Source organism: Bacillus sonorensis NBRC 101234 = KCTC 13918 (assembly GCF_001592005.1).
Lineage (GTDB): Bacteria > Bacillota > Bacilli > Bacillales > Bacillaceae > Bacillus > Bacillus sonorensis.
Genome location: NZ_BCVZ01000004.1, coordinates 94,619 through 107,523, shown reverse-complemented (window position 1 = coordinate 107,523; position 12,905 = coordinate 94,619). Strand labels below are relative to the sequence as shown.

The window sequence follows — 12,905 nt, the reverse complement described above, 5'->3', positions numbered from 1 at the left end:
GGTTGCAACGGCATAAAAGTTGACTTTCGTAAATATTTCCATTAGTCTGATTACAATTCGCATCATTATCAGGAAGAGGGGGATCGATGTTGAGTGTGAATACATATGAAAAAGAATTTTTGCAATTGTTAAAGAAAATCAGCCAATATGAACAAGCAATCAACGTGATGTATTGGGATATGAGAACGGGCGCTCCGAAAAAAGGGGAAGAATACCGTTCAGAAGCGATCGGACAATTATCGGCAGACGTTTTTCAGATGAGGACGTCAAAGCGGATGAAAGAGCTGCTTGATGCTTTGTCCGAACAAAAAGAGAACTTGCCGCATGATACGCAAAAAGCGGTCGAAGAAGCAAAAAAAGAATACGAATTAAACAGTAAAATCCCTGAGGATGAATTCAAAGAATATACGACGCTGACATCCAAAGCGGAATCGGTCTGGGAAGAAGCAAAAACATCATCAGATTTTTCTCTGTTTTCCCCTTACTTGGAAAAAATCATCGATTTCAAAAAGCGTTTTATTACATACTGGGGATATGAGGGCCATCCTTATAATGCGCTTTTGGATTTATATGAACCGGGTGTTACGGTCAAAACGCTTGACGCGCTTTTCTCCGAATTGAGGGAGTCGATCGTTCCGCTCGTGCAAAAAATCGCCGACAGCCCACAGAAGCCTGACACGAGTTTTGTGAATAAGCATTTTCCAAAAGAGAGGCAGCGCGAATTATGCCATTTCTTTTTAGCCGAGCTCGGCTATGATTTTCATGCAGGCCGCCTGGATGAGACGGTTCATCCGTTCCAGATCACGATCAGTCCGGGAGATGCGCGGGTGACCACCGCATATAACGAGTCCGATTTCCGTTCGGCTGTGTTCGGGACGATTCATGAGTGCGGACACGCGATATACGAGCAAAACATTGATGAAGCTTTGAGCGGAACCAATTTATCAGAAGGCGCTTCAATGGGAGTTCATGAATCACAATCTTTGTTTTATGAAAACTTTATCGGCAGGCACCCCGGTTTCTGGAAGCGGTATTTTCATAAAATAAAAGAAGCAAGTCCGGAACAGTTTCAAGGTGTTACGGCTGAAGCATTTTACAGGGCCGTGAATGAATCGAAGCCGTCTTTGATCCGGATTGATGCGGATGAATTGACATATCCGCTGCATATCATGATCCGCTATGAAATCGAAAAAGCGATATTCAGCGGCGAAGTCTCGGTTGAGGACCTGCCGAAGCTGTGGAATGAAAAATATGAAGCTTATCTTGGTATTACGCCTCCAGACGATGCAAAAGGAATATTGCAGGATGTCCACTGGTCAGGCGGTGATTTTGGCTACTTTCCTTCATACGCACTCGGATATATGTACGCCGCACAGCTGAGGGCAAACATGCTTGAAGATCTTCCCGCATTCGACCAGCTGATAGAAAACGGAGAGTTTCAGCCGATCAAAAAATGGCTCACAGATCACGTCCATATTCACGGCAAACGAAAAAAACCGCTCGAGATCATGAAAGCCGCGACAGGAGAGGAATTGAACGTCCGTTATTTGATCAGCTATTTGGAAGAAAAGTACACGAATTTGTATTTGTAATCGAAACCCCTTTCCATAACACGGGAAGGGGTTTTTGCCATCTGAATTTTCAGTCAAATACGAACGTTTGGACGGAAATTTGTCAGGGAGTTCGTTGTTTTTTGATTTTAGTCTTTCCAATTCGCCGGAAAGTTGCTATAATTTGATACAATATATCACTCATATAATCGCGTGGATATGGCACGCAAGTTTCTACCGGGCACCGTAAATGTCCGACTATGAGTGGGCGCTAACGATACGAATGTCTGCCGTCTTGTAAGCAGGCGGTTTTCGTCTTTTTCAGCATTGCCCGCTCGACTGTTATTACGAGCCGGCAATGCTTTTTTATTTTTAATAAGGGGCATTTCAAAAACGGAGGGTTATACATGGAACAGCTAAAACGAAAAATTGAAGAAGAAGGCACTGTGCTGTCTGAAGAAGTGCTGAAGGTCGATTCTTTTTTGAACCATCAAATTGATCCGGAGCTTATGCTGGCTGTCGGTGAAGAGTTTTCTTCTCTTTTTCAGGGCGAAGGGGTTACAAAGATTGTAACGATTGAGTCTTCCGGAATCGCGCCGGCCGTTATGGCAGGATTAAAGCTTGGCGTACCTGTTGTTTTTGCAAGAAAGCGCCAATCTCTCACATTGACCGACAATTTGCTGACGGCATCTGTTTACTCATTTACGAAAAAAACGGAAAGTACGATTGCCATTTCAGCCGGCCATCTTTCAGAGGATGACAACGTGCTTGTCATTGATGACTTTTTAGCGAACGGACAAGCTGCAAAAGGCCTTGTCTCCATCGTTGAACAGGCTGGAGCTAAGGTCTGCGGGATCGGGATCGTGATTGAAAAATCGTTTCAGCACGGCAGGAAAGAGCTTGACGAGCTCGGAATCAGAGTCGAATCCCTGGCGAGAATCGCATCTCTTAAAGGCGGCAAAGTGACCTTTTTACAGGAGGTGCGGTCATGAAGCTGACAGCCGGAAAAACCGTTTCATTAAGTATTCAGCACGTGTTGGCCATGTATGCGGGGGCCGTCATGGTTCCTCTTATCGTGGGGGACGCTCTGGGGCTGACGCCTGAGCAGCTTACGTACCTTGTATCAGCCGATATCTTGATGTGCGGGATCGCCACATTGCTGCAAGTATGGAAAAACCGCTTTTTCGGCATTGGTTTGCCGGTTGTCTTGGGATGTACCTTCACAGCCGTTTCTCCGATGATTGCGATCGCTTCGAAATACGGCATACCGGCGATTTACGGAAGCATTATCGCCGGCGGGCTGATCATTGTATTGATCTCGTTTTTCTTCGGGAAACTTGTCCGGTTTTTCCCTCCGGTGGTCACCGGTTCCGTTGTGACGATCATCGGAATTACGCTGATCCCAACAGCGATGAATAATATGGCTGGCGGTGAGAACAGCGAGGATTTCGGCGCGCTGTCCAACCTTGCTTTAGCGTTTTCGGTTCTTTTGGTTATCGTTCTGTTGAACCGCTTTACAAAAGGATTTTTAAAATCTATTTCCATTTTGATCGGGCTTTTGGCCGGAACGGCTGCCGCCGGCCTGGTGGGAAAAGTGGATTTTACAGAAGTGGAGCAGGCGGGCTGGATGCAGATGATTCATCCTTTTTATTTCGGAACCCCGGTATTTGAAGTCACTCCGATCATCACGATGACCCTTGTCTTGATCGTCAGTTTGGTAGAGTCTACAGGCGTTTACTTTGCGTTGGGCGATTTGACGGACAGACAGCTGACGGAGAAGGATTTAGCCAAAGGGTACAGGGCGGAAGGACTTGCCGTTTTATTCGGCGGAATTTTCAATGCTTTTCCGTATACAGCTTATTCGCAAAACGTCGGCCTTGTTCAATTGACAGGTGTCAAAAAAAACAGCGTCATCGCAGCTGCGGGAGCATTTCTTATTTTGTTGGGGCTGTTTCCAAAAGCGGCCGCACTGACAACAATCATTCCAAAACCTGTATTGGGCGGCGCCATGGTAGCGATGTTCGGCATGGTGATCGCCTACGGCATCAAAATGCTCAGCCGTGTTGATTTCGGAAAACAGGAAAACCTTTTAATAGTTGCATGTTCAGTCGGCATCGGACTCGGTGTAACGGTCGTTCCGCAGATGTTTCAGCATCTGCCTGAAAGCATCAAGCTATTGACTGAGAACGGGATTGTTGCGGGAAGCTTTACCGCAATTATATTGAACGCGATTTTTCATATCCATCCATTTTCACGGCCTGTGCCGGTGGAACATGCAGAAGCCGTACCAAGCGAAAAATCAGCTGTTTAAAACCTCACAATCGTGGGGTTTTTCTTTTTTGAACGTGTTTTCTGTTTTGTAATCAGACATACTATCCGTAAGAAGAGGAGGCTAATCTGATGAAAACAGAGCATGGGCTTGTTGAACACATCCGCACAAAAGACGGCGGACAGGCCGTGATTAGACCTGTCAGCCTGGCGGATGCCGGAGACATCATCGAAGCGGTGAAAGATGTGATCGACACCGGCGTGTACATCCAAAAGGAAAGGCCGCGCACGCTTGAGGAAGAACGCGCCTTTATCAAGGATATGAATGAAAAGGACAATATGTATGCAGCCGTTGAAATCGATGGAAAGGTCTGCGGCATCGCCAGGGTGATCAGAGGCGAGCTCCAGATGAAGCGGCATACCGGATTGTTCAGGACATGGCTTCACAGCAAGGCGCAGGGGCTCGGCATCGGCAAAGAAATCATGTCCTACACACTGAAATGGTGCAGACTTCATCAGCTTCATAAACTGTGCCTGACTGTATTTTCTTCAAATGAACCGGCTCTTGTTCTCTATAAGAAAAACGGATTTATCGTTGAAGGAATTCAAAAAGAACAAATATATGCGAATGGTGTGTATGACGATGAAGTGCTGATGGCATTCTTTTTTGGGCGCTCCACATGAGCATTGAGTACGCTTTTTGAGAAGAGGTGGTGCTTTGGCTTTTCTCTTATCGGCAGGAACGAGCATCCCCCGTTGCCATGTCAGTCAAGAACAGGCTGCCGGGTTTGCGAGAGACATGTTCAAAGATTCTTTTAGAGACATTGACCGACTGCTGGCTTCATTCAAAAATGGAGAGATTCAATCAAGGCAGTTTGTCATGCCTATAGAATGGTATAAAGAAGCAAAAAGTTTTCAGGAGAAAAATCAAATATACGTTGAAATGGCAGTACGGCATAGCGCAGAAGCCGCATCAAAATGTCTGGCGGATCAGCGGTTTTTAAAAAGAGAGATTCCATTTGAAAAAATTGATGCGATTTTCTTTGTGTCGTCAACAGGCATCTCGACCCCAAGCATTGAAGCGAAGCTGATGAACATTCTTCCTTTCAGACGAGAGACGAAGCGTATCCCGATCTGGGGCCTCGGCTGTGCTGGAGGCGCTTCGGGAATCGCGCGGGCGTTTGAATACTGCACCGCTTTTCCGAAAGCTTATGTTCTGGTGATTGCGGCAGAACTTTGCAGTTTAACTTTTCAAAAGGATGATCAAACGAAAAGCAATTTGATTGGAACGTCTTTATTCGGCGACGGGATTGCCGCCGTTTTAATGTGCGGAAGGGAAGCCGACTTGCAGGACTCGCGGTTTGGCATCCTGCCGGAGGTGTTAAGCTCTAGGTCGTCTACTTTACCAGATTCGGAAGATGTCATGGGATGGAACATCAATGACAACGGTTTTCAAGTCGTGTTTTCCCGGGACATCCCGTCTTTGATCAGGACAAATTTAAAGAAAGACGTTGAAGCCTTTCTCAATGCACAAAACGTCGGACTGGACGACATTCAAGTGTTTCTTGCCCATCCGGGCGGCAAAAAAGTACTTGATGCTTATATGGAGAGCCTCGGTTTCTCAGAAGAACATCTTGCATGTTCAAGACGGATCTTGACGAAGCACGGCAATATGTCTTCAGCGACCATTATGTACGTCATCAAAGAGTGCTTGTTGACCGTCACTCCTGAACCGGAAAAGCATGGCCTTTTAGGGGCGCTGGGCCCCGGTTTTTCATCAGAGCTTCTCATCATGAAATGGACGAAAAAAGCAGGTGGATAACATGTTTTGGATCATTCTATTTGTTTTTATCTTTCAACGGCTTGTTGAACTGGCTGTCGCCAAACGGAATGAAATATACGCCAAAAAACGCGGAGCGATCGAATATGGGAAGCGCCACTATCCATTTATCGTGACGATGCATGTCCTGTTTTTCGCCTCTTTCATTTGTGAAGCGGCCGTTTTTGAGCGCGGAATCCTGCCGTTCCCGGCCCTTGTTTTGACGGGGTTCGCGCTTCTGCTGACACAAGGCCTGCGGTATTGGTCGCTTTTTTCGCTTGGGGAATGCTGGAATACGAAAATATTGGTTATTCCCGGGGCGAACCTGATCAGAAAAGGGCCTTACCAATGGATCAAGCATCCAAATTATCTGGCCGTCGTGCTTGAATTGTTCTTGCTTCCGTTGCTTTTTCAGGCGTATGTGACAGCGGTTGTATTTACGGTTACGAATGCCATATTAATGATGATCCGCATCCGTGAAGAGGAGCAGGCGCTGAAGAAATTATGTCATTGAAAATGATTATCATTTCATTTATAATGGATGTGAAAAACATTCTCATTATAGGATGGTGAAACATATGACAATGTTTTTTTTAGTTGGTGCTGTATGTACATACAGTCTGATGATCGGATTTGTGTTAAAAGGAATTTCAAAGCGCTCCGCATAATTGAATATATCTGTGAAGCTGCCGTCCTGGCAGCTTTTTCTCATGTTTTCGTTAGATGGTGCAGAAAAATACAGAATTGTCGTGTAAAATGGGAAAAGGAACTGCATCTTCAACGACACTGCAAAAAGGGGTAAGATTGATGGCACATGTTAATACGAAAGACGAGCTGAAGAGGAGAGCGGGAGCTGTTTTCAAAGAGCTCAAGAAAAACGGGGATGAAAAACGGGCGGAACAGCTTGCATCCGTCATTCAAAAATGGGCCCGCAAAGAAGTGTATATCGCCTTGTGCGGCCATTATTCGGCAGGGAAATCTTCATTGGTAAACGCGCTGCTTCAAGAACATGTTTTACCGACAAGCCCGATTCCGACAAGCGCCAATCTCGTGCTTGTCCGCAGGGGCGAGACGAAGACGGCGCTTCATACGACAGACGGAAAATATGCTCTTATAAAGGGCGCTTACGATAAAGAAAAGGTGCAGGCGTACTGCAAGGATGGAAGCCAGATCGAAATGGTTGAAATCGAAGGTGATTTTCCGGGGATTGCGCCTCATGCTGTGCTCATCGATACACCCGGAATCGATTCTACGGACGATGCCCATTTCCTTTCGGCATCATCGATTCTGCATCAGGCAGACGCGCTGTTTTATGTCGTCCATTATAATCATGTCCATTCTGAAGAAAACGTGAATTTTCTTCGCTCCATTCGTGAAAAAATCCCGAATATTTATTTCATCGTCAATCAAATCGACCGTCACGATGAATCGGAAACAGGCTTTCAGACCTACAAAAAACAAGTTCTCGACATGCTTCAAAGGGAAGGAATCAAAGCGGATCATCTCTTTTTTACATCCGTTACAGAAACAGATCATCCGCTTAATGAATTCAATCGGCTTCGGAAGAAACTGACCGAGCTCCAGCAACAGACAGAACAGCAATTGCGCGGATATACGGAGCAGAAAGTCATCGCCTTGATCAGCGAGCATACCGAGATGCTGATGAGCGATGAAGACTCGTCTCTCTCAGACGAAACTTCCGCACTTTCAGAAAAAGTCCGGACTTTGAAGGCGGAGCTCTCTGAATCGCCAGTTATGGTCAAACAGGCGGAAGAACAAATCAAAAAAGAGATTCAGACGATCATTCAAAATGCAAATTTAACGCCGTTTGATATGAGGGAGCTCGCCAAATTTTATTTGGAATCGAACGAAAAAAACTTTAAAAAAGGATTCCTCTTCAGCAAAGCAAAAACGGCTGAGGAGAAGCAAAGACGAAAAGATGCTTTTCTGAGAGATATCAATAAAAGAATTCAAGCTGAAATTGACTGGCATATCATTGAAGCTTTCAAAACATTCGCAAATCGATTCGGGGTCAAAAGCGACGACTTTCTTTCCGATGTTCTTCAATTTGCGACAAAAGTGGGTGAACCCCATTTGCTCAAATCACTGAAAAACGGAGCGGCGCTTTCTTCTGAATATGTACTGAATTATACAAAGGAGCTTGCGGAAAGCATCAGAAGAGAAGCGAAGGCTTGTGCCCAGAATCTCATAGAACAGTTCACACACCTTCTCAGGCGGAAGGAAGAGCAACGGCTGACGGTGGTCAAGAACGAATATGAGGAGGGGAAAACGAAGCTTGCTGAGTTGAATTACCGCCTCGCTGCTCAGCAGAATTCCTATGAAAAAGCGAACCGCCTCTGGGATCATTGGGAAAACGGAGGAGGGGATGTACCGGAAGAAGATTGGTACGAACCCAAAAAGAAAGAATGGCAAAATCCGCTTGAAACGAAACAGCCTGACGACAGCATACGGCATCAGGATGACAACACCCCGGAATCTGGAGGTATCGGCAAAAGAAGTGTGTCTGAATACATGGACCGCTTTTTGCGGCTCGCCCGCGACCTTGAGGATGTTCCGGTCCTCCAAAAGCAAAGGAAAGCATTTTTAGCGAAAACAGAGCGGCTTCATTCAAGACGCTTTACAATAGCTCTTTTCGGCGCTTTCAGCTCGGGAAAATCATCGTTTGCAAACGCGCTCTGCGGTCAAAAGGTGCTTCCGTCGTCACCGACGCCGACAACGGCGACCATCAATAAGATCACAGAACCGACTGGTGAAAAACAAAATGGGACGGCTGATGTGGCCTTTAAAACCGAAGAGGAAATAACCGCAGAACTAAACCAGCTTTTAGATGGCAAAATGTCAGGCGCAAAAGGCGCGACATTTTCTGAAAAGCTGGAGCATCTCTTGAGAAAAGGAAAGCTGCATCAGGATGAGCGTCCGGCAGTAGAGCATGTTCTATCAGCATATCAGCGTTTTCAGCACTATATTGTCAATCAAGATGTATGCACGATTTCATCCGGAGAGCTTCACCCATATGTGGCTGATGAGGAAACAGCTTGCGCCGTGCGGGAAGTCACCGTATATTTACATACGCCCGTCACAAATAAAGGGATCACGATTGTTGACACACCTGGTGCAAGCAGCATAAATAAACGTCATACAGAACTTGCTTTTCAATATATGAAAAACGCCGATGCACTGCTTTATTTAACATATTACCAGCATGCGTTTTCAAGAGCGGACAGGTCGTTTTTGCGAAAGCTCGGTTTAATTAAAGACGCATTTGGCATGGATAAAATGTTCTTTATTCTAAACGCGGCAGATCTTGCCGGAAGTGCTGAAGAGCTGGAATCGGTTGAACATTATGTGCGTGGCGAGCTGAGCAAAGAGGGGATAAAGCATCCGCATATCTATCATGTCTCAAGCAAACAGGAGCTCAGCGGAACAACAGCGCCTTTCAACGAATTCAGCCGTTTCAGGAAAGACCTTAGCGAGTTTATAGAAAACGGATTGGCGAAAGCTGCCGTCGATCAGTTGATACATGAAGGCAAAACGCTTTGCGAGACGGTTTTTCAGCTCCGCCGCTCTCTGCACCGTTCAGCAAAAGAGACGGAAGCAGAAAAAGAGCGGATCGCAAAAGTTTATGAAGCAGCAAGCTCGGCGATTGCAGAGACGAAAGCAGGAACGTACATTGTACAAATGACAGAAAAGGATATTGAAGAGCAATTTTACTATATCAGGCAGCGCCTTTCTTTTTATGCCTATGATCTGTTCAAAGCCGCCATCCATCCCGGGCTGCAAAACGGAAATTGGCAGGAAAATCTGCAACAAGCTTTGAAAAGCGTCCTGAAGGAGTATGAATTTGAATTTTTGCAGGAATTGAAAGCACTCGACATCAGGATCGAAAACATGATGGTCAAGTATGCAGATGAACAATGGGGAGCCGCGCTTCAACAAAAACTTGAAGGAAACCCGTATTTTTCAGTGCATTTGAAGGCGGAGCCGCCTAAAGCGGGCGGGGCGGTCGCCGATGGGGTCTCTGCAGAAGAAGCTGTTTTTCGTGAGGAGTTGAAAACATTCAAGTCACCGAAAGCATTCTTTCAGCAAAATGGAAAGGCGCGACTGGTCGAATCCCTCACGTCAAAGCTTTCGTCCATAACAGATGAATGGATTCAACACGAAAAGCAGACATTTCTAAGCCGCAGCCGGAAAAACGCAGACGTTCTCCAGGAGAAATCTTTTCAGAACGCGATGGACCAACTGGCGGAACAAAAAGAAGTATATTTCCATGAACCTGTAAACAAAACGGACGGAGAAACCATTGAAAAAGCATACGCCGCAGCAAAAGAATGGCTCCGCGACATCGAGTCATAGCCTTATTTCATCAGGCGTGGTAGACTGAATAAAAAAGAAGGGATAAAGACGATGACAAACGTACATGAAGCCATTACAGCACATTCCAAAAAACAGCACCAGCTTATTAAGGAGTTTGTCCTCCTTGAACAGGAGAGAGAAAGAGCGATCGAAGAGGCGGTCGCAACATGTGAACGGCAAGAACCTTTTTCAACAGACCGCATCAATCAGGTGACAGCGAAAATGAACGAACTCGCCAAAAAGGGCATCGTCCCGCAAAGACGGTTTGTCACAAAGGAAATGGTTGAAGAATACGTCAGCCGAAAAAACGCGCAAGCATAGCTGGCTGATCCTTCCGCGAGTGGTTCTCGATCTTCATGCAAAAAATAAGATCTGAACCTTCCGTGGAGGTGAAAGACGATGGGAAGAACAAAGCTCGGCAATGCAAATGCGCAGCGAAACAATAACGCCAAAAAGAAAAACGGCTTTAACACCGAATTTTCTACTGAATCTTATGCGCAGATGGAAGCCGCAAAGATGATCTCAAATAAGAAAAACCACCAAAAATAAGCAGATGAAAACAGCGTCTATTGGCGCTGTTTTCATCATTTTGGCTCCTGTGGTACAATAGGAACATTGTATGTATGAAAGGGAGTTTCCAGAATGAAAAAGAAGTTGCTGCTTGTTGACGGAATGGCATTGTTATTCCGGTCTTTTTTCGCGACAGCGGTGCATCGCAATTTTATGATGAATGCCAAAGGCGTTCCGACAAACGGAGTGCACGGATTTTTAAAGCATCTGCTGACGGCCGTGACGGTGTTTGAACCGAGCCATGTCGTCTGCTGCTGGGACATGGGCAGCAAAACGTACCGCAATGACTTATTTAAAGATTATAAAGCAAACCGGGGGGAGCCGCCGCTCGAATTAATTCCCCAATTTGATCTGGCGAAGGAAGCTGCGGAGGAGCTTGGCGTGCTGAATATCGGCCTTGCCGGATATGAAGCCGACGATTGCATCGGCACGCTGTCTGCGCTTTTCCGAAATGAAGCAGACATTACCATCGTTACAGGAGATAAGGATTTGCTTCAGCTTTTGGCGGATTCTGTCCAAGTCGCTTTGATGCAAAAAGGCATCGGCAATTATAAAGTGTATACAAGAGAATCGTTCATAGAGGAAACGGGAATCGAGCCGAAGGCGCTGATCGATATAAAAGCTTTGATGGGGGATACGAGCGATAATTATCCAGGTGTGAAAGGAATCGGTGAAAAAACGGCGTACAAGCTGATCAAGGAGTATTCGACAGTTGACCGTCTGCTTGAAAACATCAGCCTCCTGACAAAAGGACAGCAGACGAAAATAACCGAAAGTCTTGAAGACCTGAAGCTGTCGAGAATTCTCGCGGAAATCAAATGCGATGTTCCGCTTTCCTGCTCACTTGAAGATGCGGATTTTACGCTCTCACACGAGAGGGCTATAGAGATGCTGAAGCTTCATCAGATCAGGGGAATTGAACCGCTGCTGATGAAAATGGCAAAAAGAGAGATCGGGTAACATCGATCTCTCTAATGCTTTGTGTTGCTTTTTTTTGCCCGATTTTCAAGCTCTGTTTTCGGGTCTGTATGACGGTTCATTTCAATATCGCCCTGCGGCGTGACACCGCCTGTCAGACGGCCTTTGCCGGCCGGCTTCTGCTTTTCCACATCAACCACCTCAGAGCTTATGATGCACAGCCCGTGATGTTTTTAATCTGCCGGATTCAGTAAAATCGCATGTTTCGCGAGCTTATCGGCCGTCTGATTTTCCTTTGAGGGAATCCACTTGATGAAGAACAGATCAAAGGCCGCCTTTAAGCGGATAATTTCATCAAGATAAGGCTTGAACGCCGGATTTTTGACATATTCAGAATCCGCCGCGCGCTCGACGATTTGAGAATCGGTGCGGAAGGAAACGATCGAATACCGCCTGTCGGCGCAAAGCTTCATTCCTTCAATCAGCGCCATAAATTCGGCTTCATGGTTGCTTAAACGTCCGGCGGGAAGAGAAAAGGATTCCGAGTCCCTTCCATTTTTAATGAAAATGCCGAGCCCGGAAAGTCCGGGATCCCCGGCGCTTGCACCGTCAATATAGACCTCAACAGGCATCGTTCCCGCTCCTTTCATCCAAAGGAGTGATCCGTTTGGCAGCATAAGCGTAAGGGGCTGCAAAAAGGGCGACAACGAATTTTAGTGCATATGTAGTGATAAAAATCTGCACCCATACGTCGAGGGGATATGTGCCGATAAAAGCGACGCTCGTAAAAATGAACGTATCGAGAAGCTGGCTGACTGCGGTGCTGCCGCTGTTGCGAAACCATAATGCCCGATCGGAAGGAAATAACCTTCTGATCCCCGAATATACATAAACATCAAGTGTTTGGCTGATGATATAGGCAAGCAGGCTCCCGAGCGCAACGCGCGGCAGAAATCCGAAGATCGTCTCAAGCGCCGGCTGTGCGATGTCTTCAGGATGCGGCTTGAAAAGCAGGGCGCCCTGCATGACGGCGGTCAGGCTGATAAGGATGAAAAAACCGAGTGATACGGCTTTCTTCGCTTCTTCTTTGCCATATTTTTCATTGATGACATCTGTCGCAAAAAATACGCTGCCATACATGATATTGCCGAGCGTCGAGGTCAGGCCGAACAGCTCGACCGTTTTCGCAACCTCGATATTGGCGGCGACTGTGGCAAAACCGATCCAAACAAACAGGCCGGTTTTGCCGAATCGTTTAAAAAAGAAGAGAACAATGATAAAATTAATGATTGCAAAACTAATCCACAACATCTCGTTAAACAAAAACAAGTACTTCCTTTCTCTATAAGCTGTAATCAGACCGTTTTGATTATAGCATAACAAAACATCATTTGAATAAAGGTGAT

At 46.1% G+C, this 12,905-nt stretch carries 14 protein-coding genes and 1 riboswitch; of the genes, 11 read left to right on the top strand and 3 right to left on the bottom strand.

The window, feature by feature from the left end:
* Window positions 1-89: 89 nt before the first annotated feature.
* From BTR1S_RS07445 to BTR1S_RS07405, 11 genes are all read left to right on the top strand, one after another.
* Window positions 90-1,592 (top strand): carboxypeptidase M32, encoded by a 1,503-nt coding sequence (locus tag BTR1S_RS07445; RefSeq protein ID WP_029418364.1) that lies wholly within the window; start codon window positions 90-92, stop codon window positions 1,590-1,592.
* Window positions 1,593-1,731: 139 nt separating this feature from the next.
* Window positions 1,732-1,831, top strand: a riboswitch (purine riboswitch).
* Between the two features lie 126 nt (window positions 1,832-1,957).
* Window positions 1,958-2,542, top strand: a complete 585-nt coding sequence (xpt, locus tag BTR1S_RS07440) for a xanthine phosphoribosyltransferase (protein ID WP_006636346.1) — start codon at window positions 1,958-1,960, stop codon at window positions 2,540-2,542.
* Entirely contained in the window at window positions 2,539-3,861 is a 1,323-nt protein-coding gene (locus BTR1S_RS07435) for a nucleobase:cation symporter-2 family protein (RefSeq protein WP_006636345.1), read from the top strand. Before xpt ends, BTR1S_RS07435 begins: the two co-directional genes overlap by 4 nt.
* Before the next feature lie 89 nt (window positions 3,862-3,950).
* Entirely contained in the window at window positions 3,951-4,502 is a 552-nt protein-coding gene (locus tag BTR1S_RS07430; RefSeq protein WP_006636344.1) for a GNAT family N-acetyltransferase, read from the top strand.
* A 34-nt stretch (window positions 4,503-4,536) separates the two neighbouring features.
* Window positions 4,537-5,640, top strand: a complete 1,104-nt coding sequence (locus BTR1S_RS07425) for a type III polyketide synthase (protein WP_029418365.1) — start codon at window positions 4,537-4,539, stop codon at window positions 5,638-5,640.
* Between the two features lies 1 nt (window position 5,641).
* The gene (locus tag BTR1S_RS07420) at window positions 5,642-6,151 is read left to right on the top strand and encodes an isoprenylcysteine carboxyl methyltransferase family protein (RefSeq protein ID WP_006636342.1); all 510 of its coding nucleotides are present in this window, start codon (window positions 5,642-5,644) and stop codon (window positions 6,149-6,151) included.
* A gap of 52 nt (window positions 6,152-6,203) precedes the next feature.
* The gene (fbpC, locus tag BTR1S_RS21775) at window positions 6,204-6,305 is read left to right on the top strand and encodes a Fur-regulated basic protein FbpC (protein WP_309521097.1); all 102 of its coding nucleotides are present in this window, start codon (window positions 6,204-6,206) and stop codon (window positions 6,303-6,305) included.
* A 139-nt stretch (window positions 6,306-6,444) separates the two neighbouring features.
* A complete protein-coding gene (gene dynA, locus BTR1S_RS07415; protein WP_029418366.1) occupies window positions 6,445-10,011 on the top strand; it encodes a dynamin GTPase in 3,567 nt (1,188 codons plus the stop codon).
* Between the two features lie 51 nt (window positions 10,012-10,062).
* Window positions 10,063-10,332 carry a YpbS family protein gene (locus BTR1S_RS07410; protein ID WP_029418367.1) on the top strand — a complete coding sequence of 90 codons (270 nt, stop codon included), beginning with the start codon at window positions 10,063-10,065 and terminating at the stop codon, window positions 10,330-10,332.
* Between the two features lie 78 nt (window positions 10,333-10,410).
* A complete protein-coding gene (gene ypzF / locus BTR1S_RS22760) occupies window positions 10,411-10,560 on the top strand; it encodes a protein YpzF (protein ID WP_006636338.1) in 150 nt (49 codons plus the stop codon).
* Between the two features lie 93 nt (window positions 10,561-10,653).
* Window positions 10,654-11,541: a 5'-3' exonuclease gene (locus BTR1S_RS07405; RefSeq protein ID WP_006636337.1), complete on the top strand. Its 888-nt coding sequence runs from the start codon at window positions 10,654-10,656 to the stop codon at window positions 11,539-11,541.
* Between the two features lie 11 nt (window positions 11,542-11,552).
* Here the strand turns inward: BTR1S_RS07405 and sspL are convergent, their stop codons facing one another.
* Genes sspL through BTR1S_RS07390 form a run of 3 tightly spaced genes read right to left on the bottom strand, consistent with a single transcriptional unit; the run spans window position 11,553 to window position 12,822 of the window.
* Window positions 11,553-11,690 carry a small, acid-soluble spore protein L gene (gene sspL / locus BTR1S_RS07400; RefSeq protein WP_006636336.1) on the bottom strand — a complete coding sequence of 46 codons (138 nt, stop codon included), beginning with the start codon at window positions 11,688-11,690 and terminating at the stop codon, window positions 11,553-11,555.
* A 42-nt stretch (window positions 11,691-11,732) separates the two neighbouring features.
* Window positions 11,733-12,131, bottom strand: coding sequence for a reverse transcriptase-like protein (locus BTR1S_RS07395; RefSeq protein ID WP_006636335.1), 399 nt, complete (start codon window positions 12,129-12,131; stop codon window positions 11,733-11,735).
* Window positions 12,121-12,822, bottom strand: a complete 702-nt coding sequence (locus BTR1S_RS07390; protein ID WP_029418368.1) for a queuosine precursor transporter — start codon at window positions 12,820-12,822, stop codon at window positions 12,121-12,123. Before BTR1S_RS07390 ends, BTR1S_RS07395 begins: the two co-directional genes overlap by 11 nt.
* Window positions 12,823-12,905: the final 83 nt, after the last annotated feature.

Excerpts from the sequence above, each read along its gene's own strand:
- BTR1S_RS07430 (WP_006636344.1), top strand. The coding sequence starts at position 3,951 with ATGAAAACAGAGCATGGGCTTGTTGAACACATCCGCACAAAAGACGGC.
- xpt (WP_006636346.1), top strand. The coding sequence starts at position 1,958 with ATGGAACAGCTAAAACGAAAAATTGAAGAAGAAGGCACTGTGCTGTCT.
- BTR1S_RS07435 (WP_006636345.1), top strand. The coding sequence starts at position 2,539 with ATGAAGCTGACAGCCGGAAAAACCGTTTCATTAAGTATTCAGCACGTG.
- dynA (WP_029418366.1), top strand. The coding sequence starts at position 6,445 with ATGGCACATGTTAATACGAAAGACGAGCTGAAGAGGAGAGCGGGAGCT.
- ypzF (WP_006636338.1), top strand. The coding sequence starts at position 10,411 with ATGGGAAGAACAAAGCTCGGCAATGCAAATGCGCAGCGAAACAATAAC.
- fbpC (WP_309521097.1), top strand. The coding sequence starts at position 6,204 with ATGGTGAAACATATGACAATGTTTTTTTTAGTTGGTGCTGTATGTACA.
- BTR1S_RS07395 (WP_006636335.1), bottom strand. The coding sequence starts at position 12,131 with ATGCCTGTTGAGGTCTATATTGACGGTGCAAGCGCCGGGGATCCCGGA.
- BTR1S_RS07420 (WP_006636342.1), top strand. The coding sequence starts at position 5,642 with ATGTTTTGGATCATTCTATTTGTTTTTATCTTTCAACGGCTTGTTGAA.
- BTR1S_RS07410 (WP_029418367.1), top strand. The coding sequence starts at position 10,063 with ATGACAAACGTACATGAAGCCATTACAGCACATTCCAAAAAACAGCAC.
- BTR1S_RS07405 (WP_006636337.1), top strand. The coding sequence starts at position 10,654 with ATGAAAAAGAAGTTGCTGCTTGTTGACGGAATGGCATTGTTATTCCGG.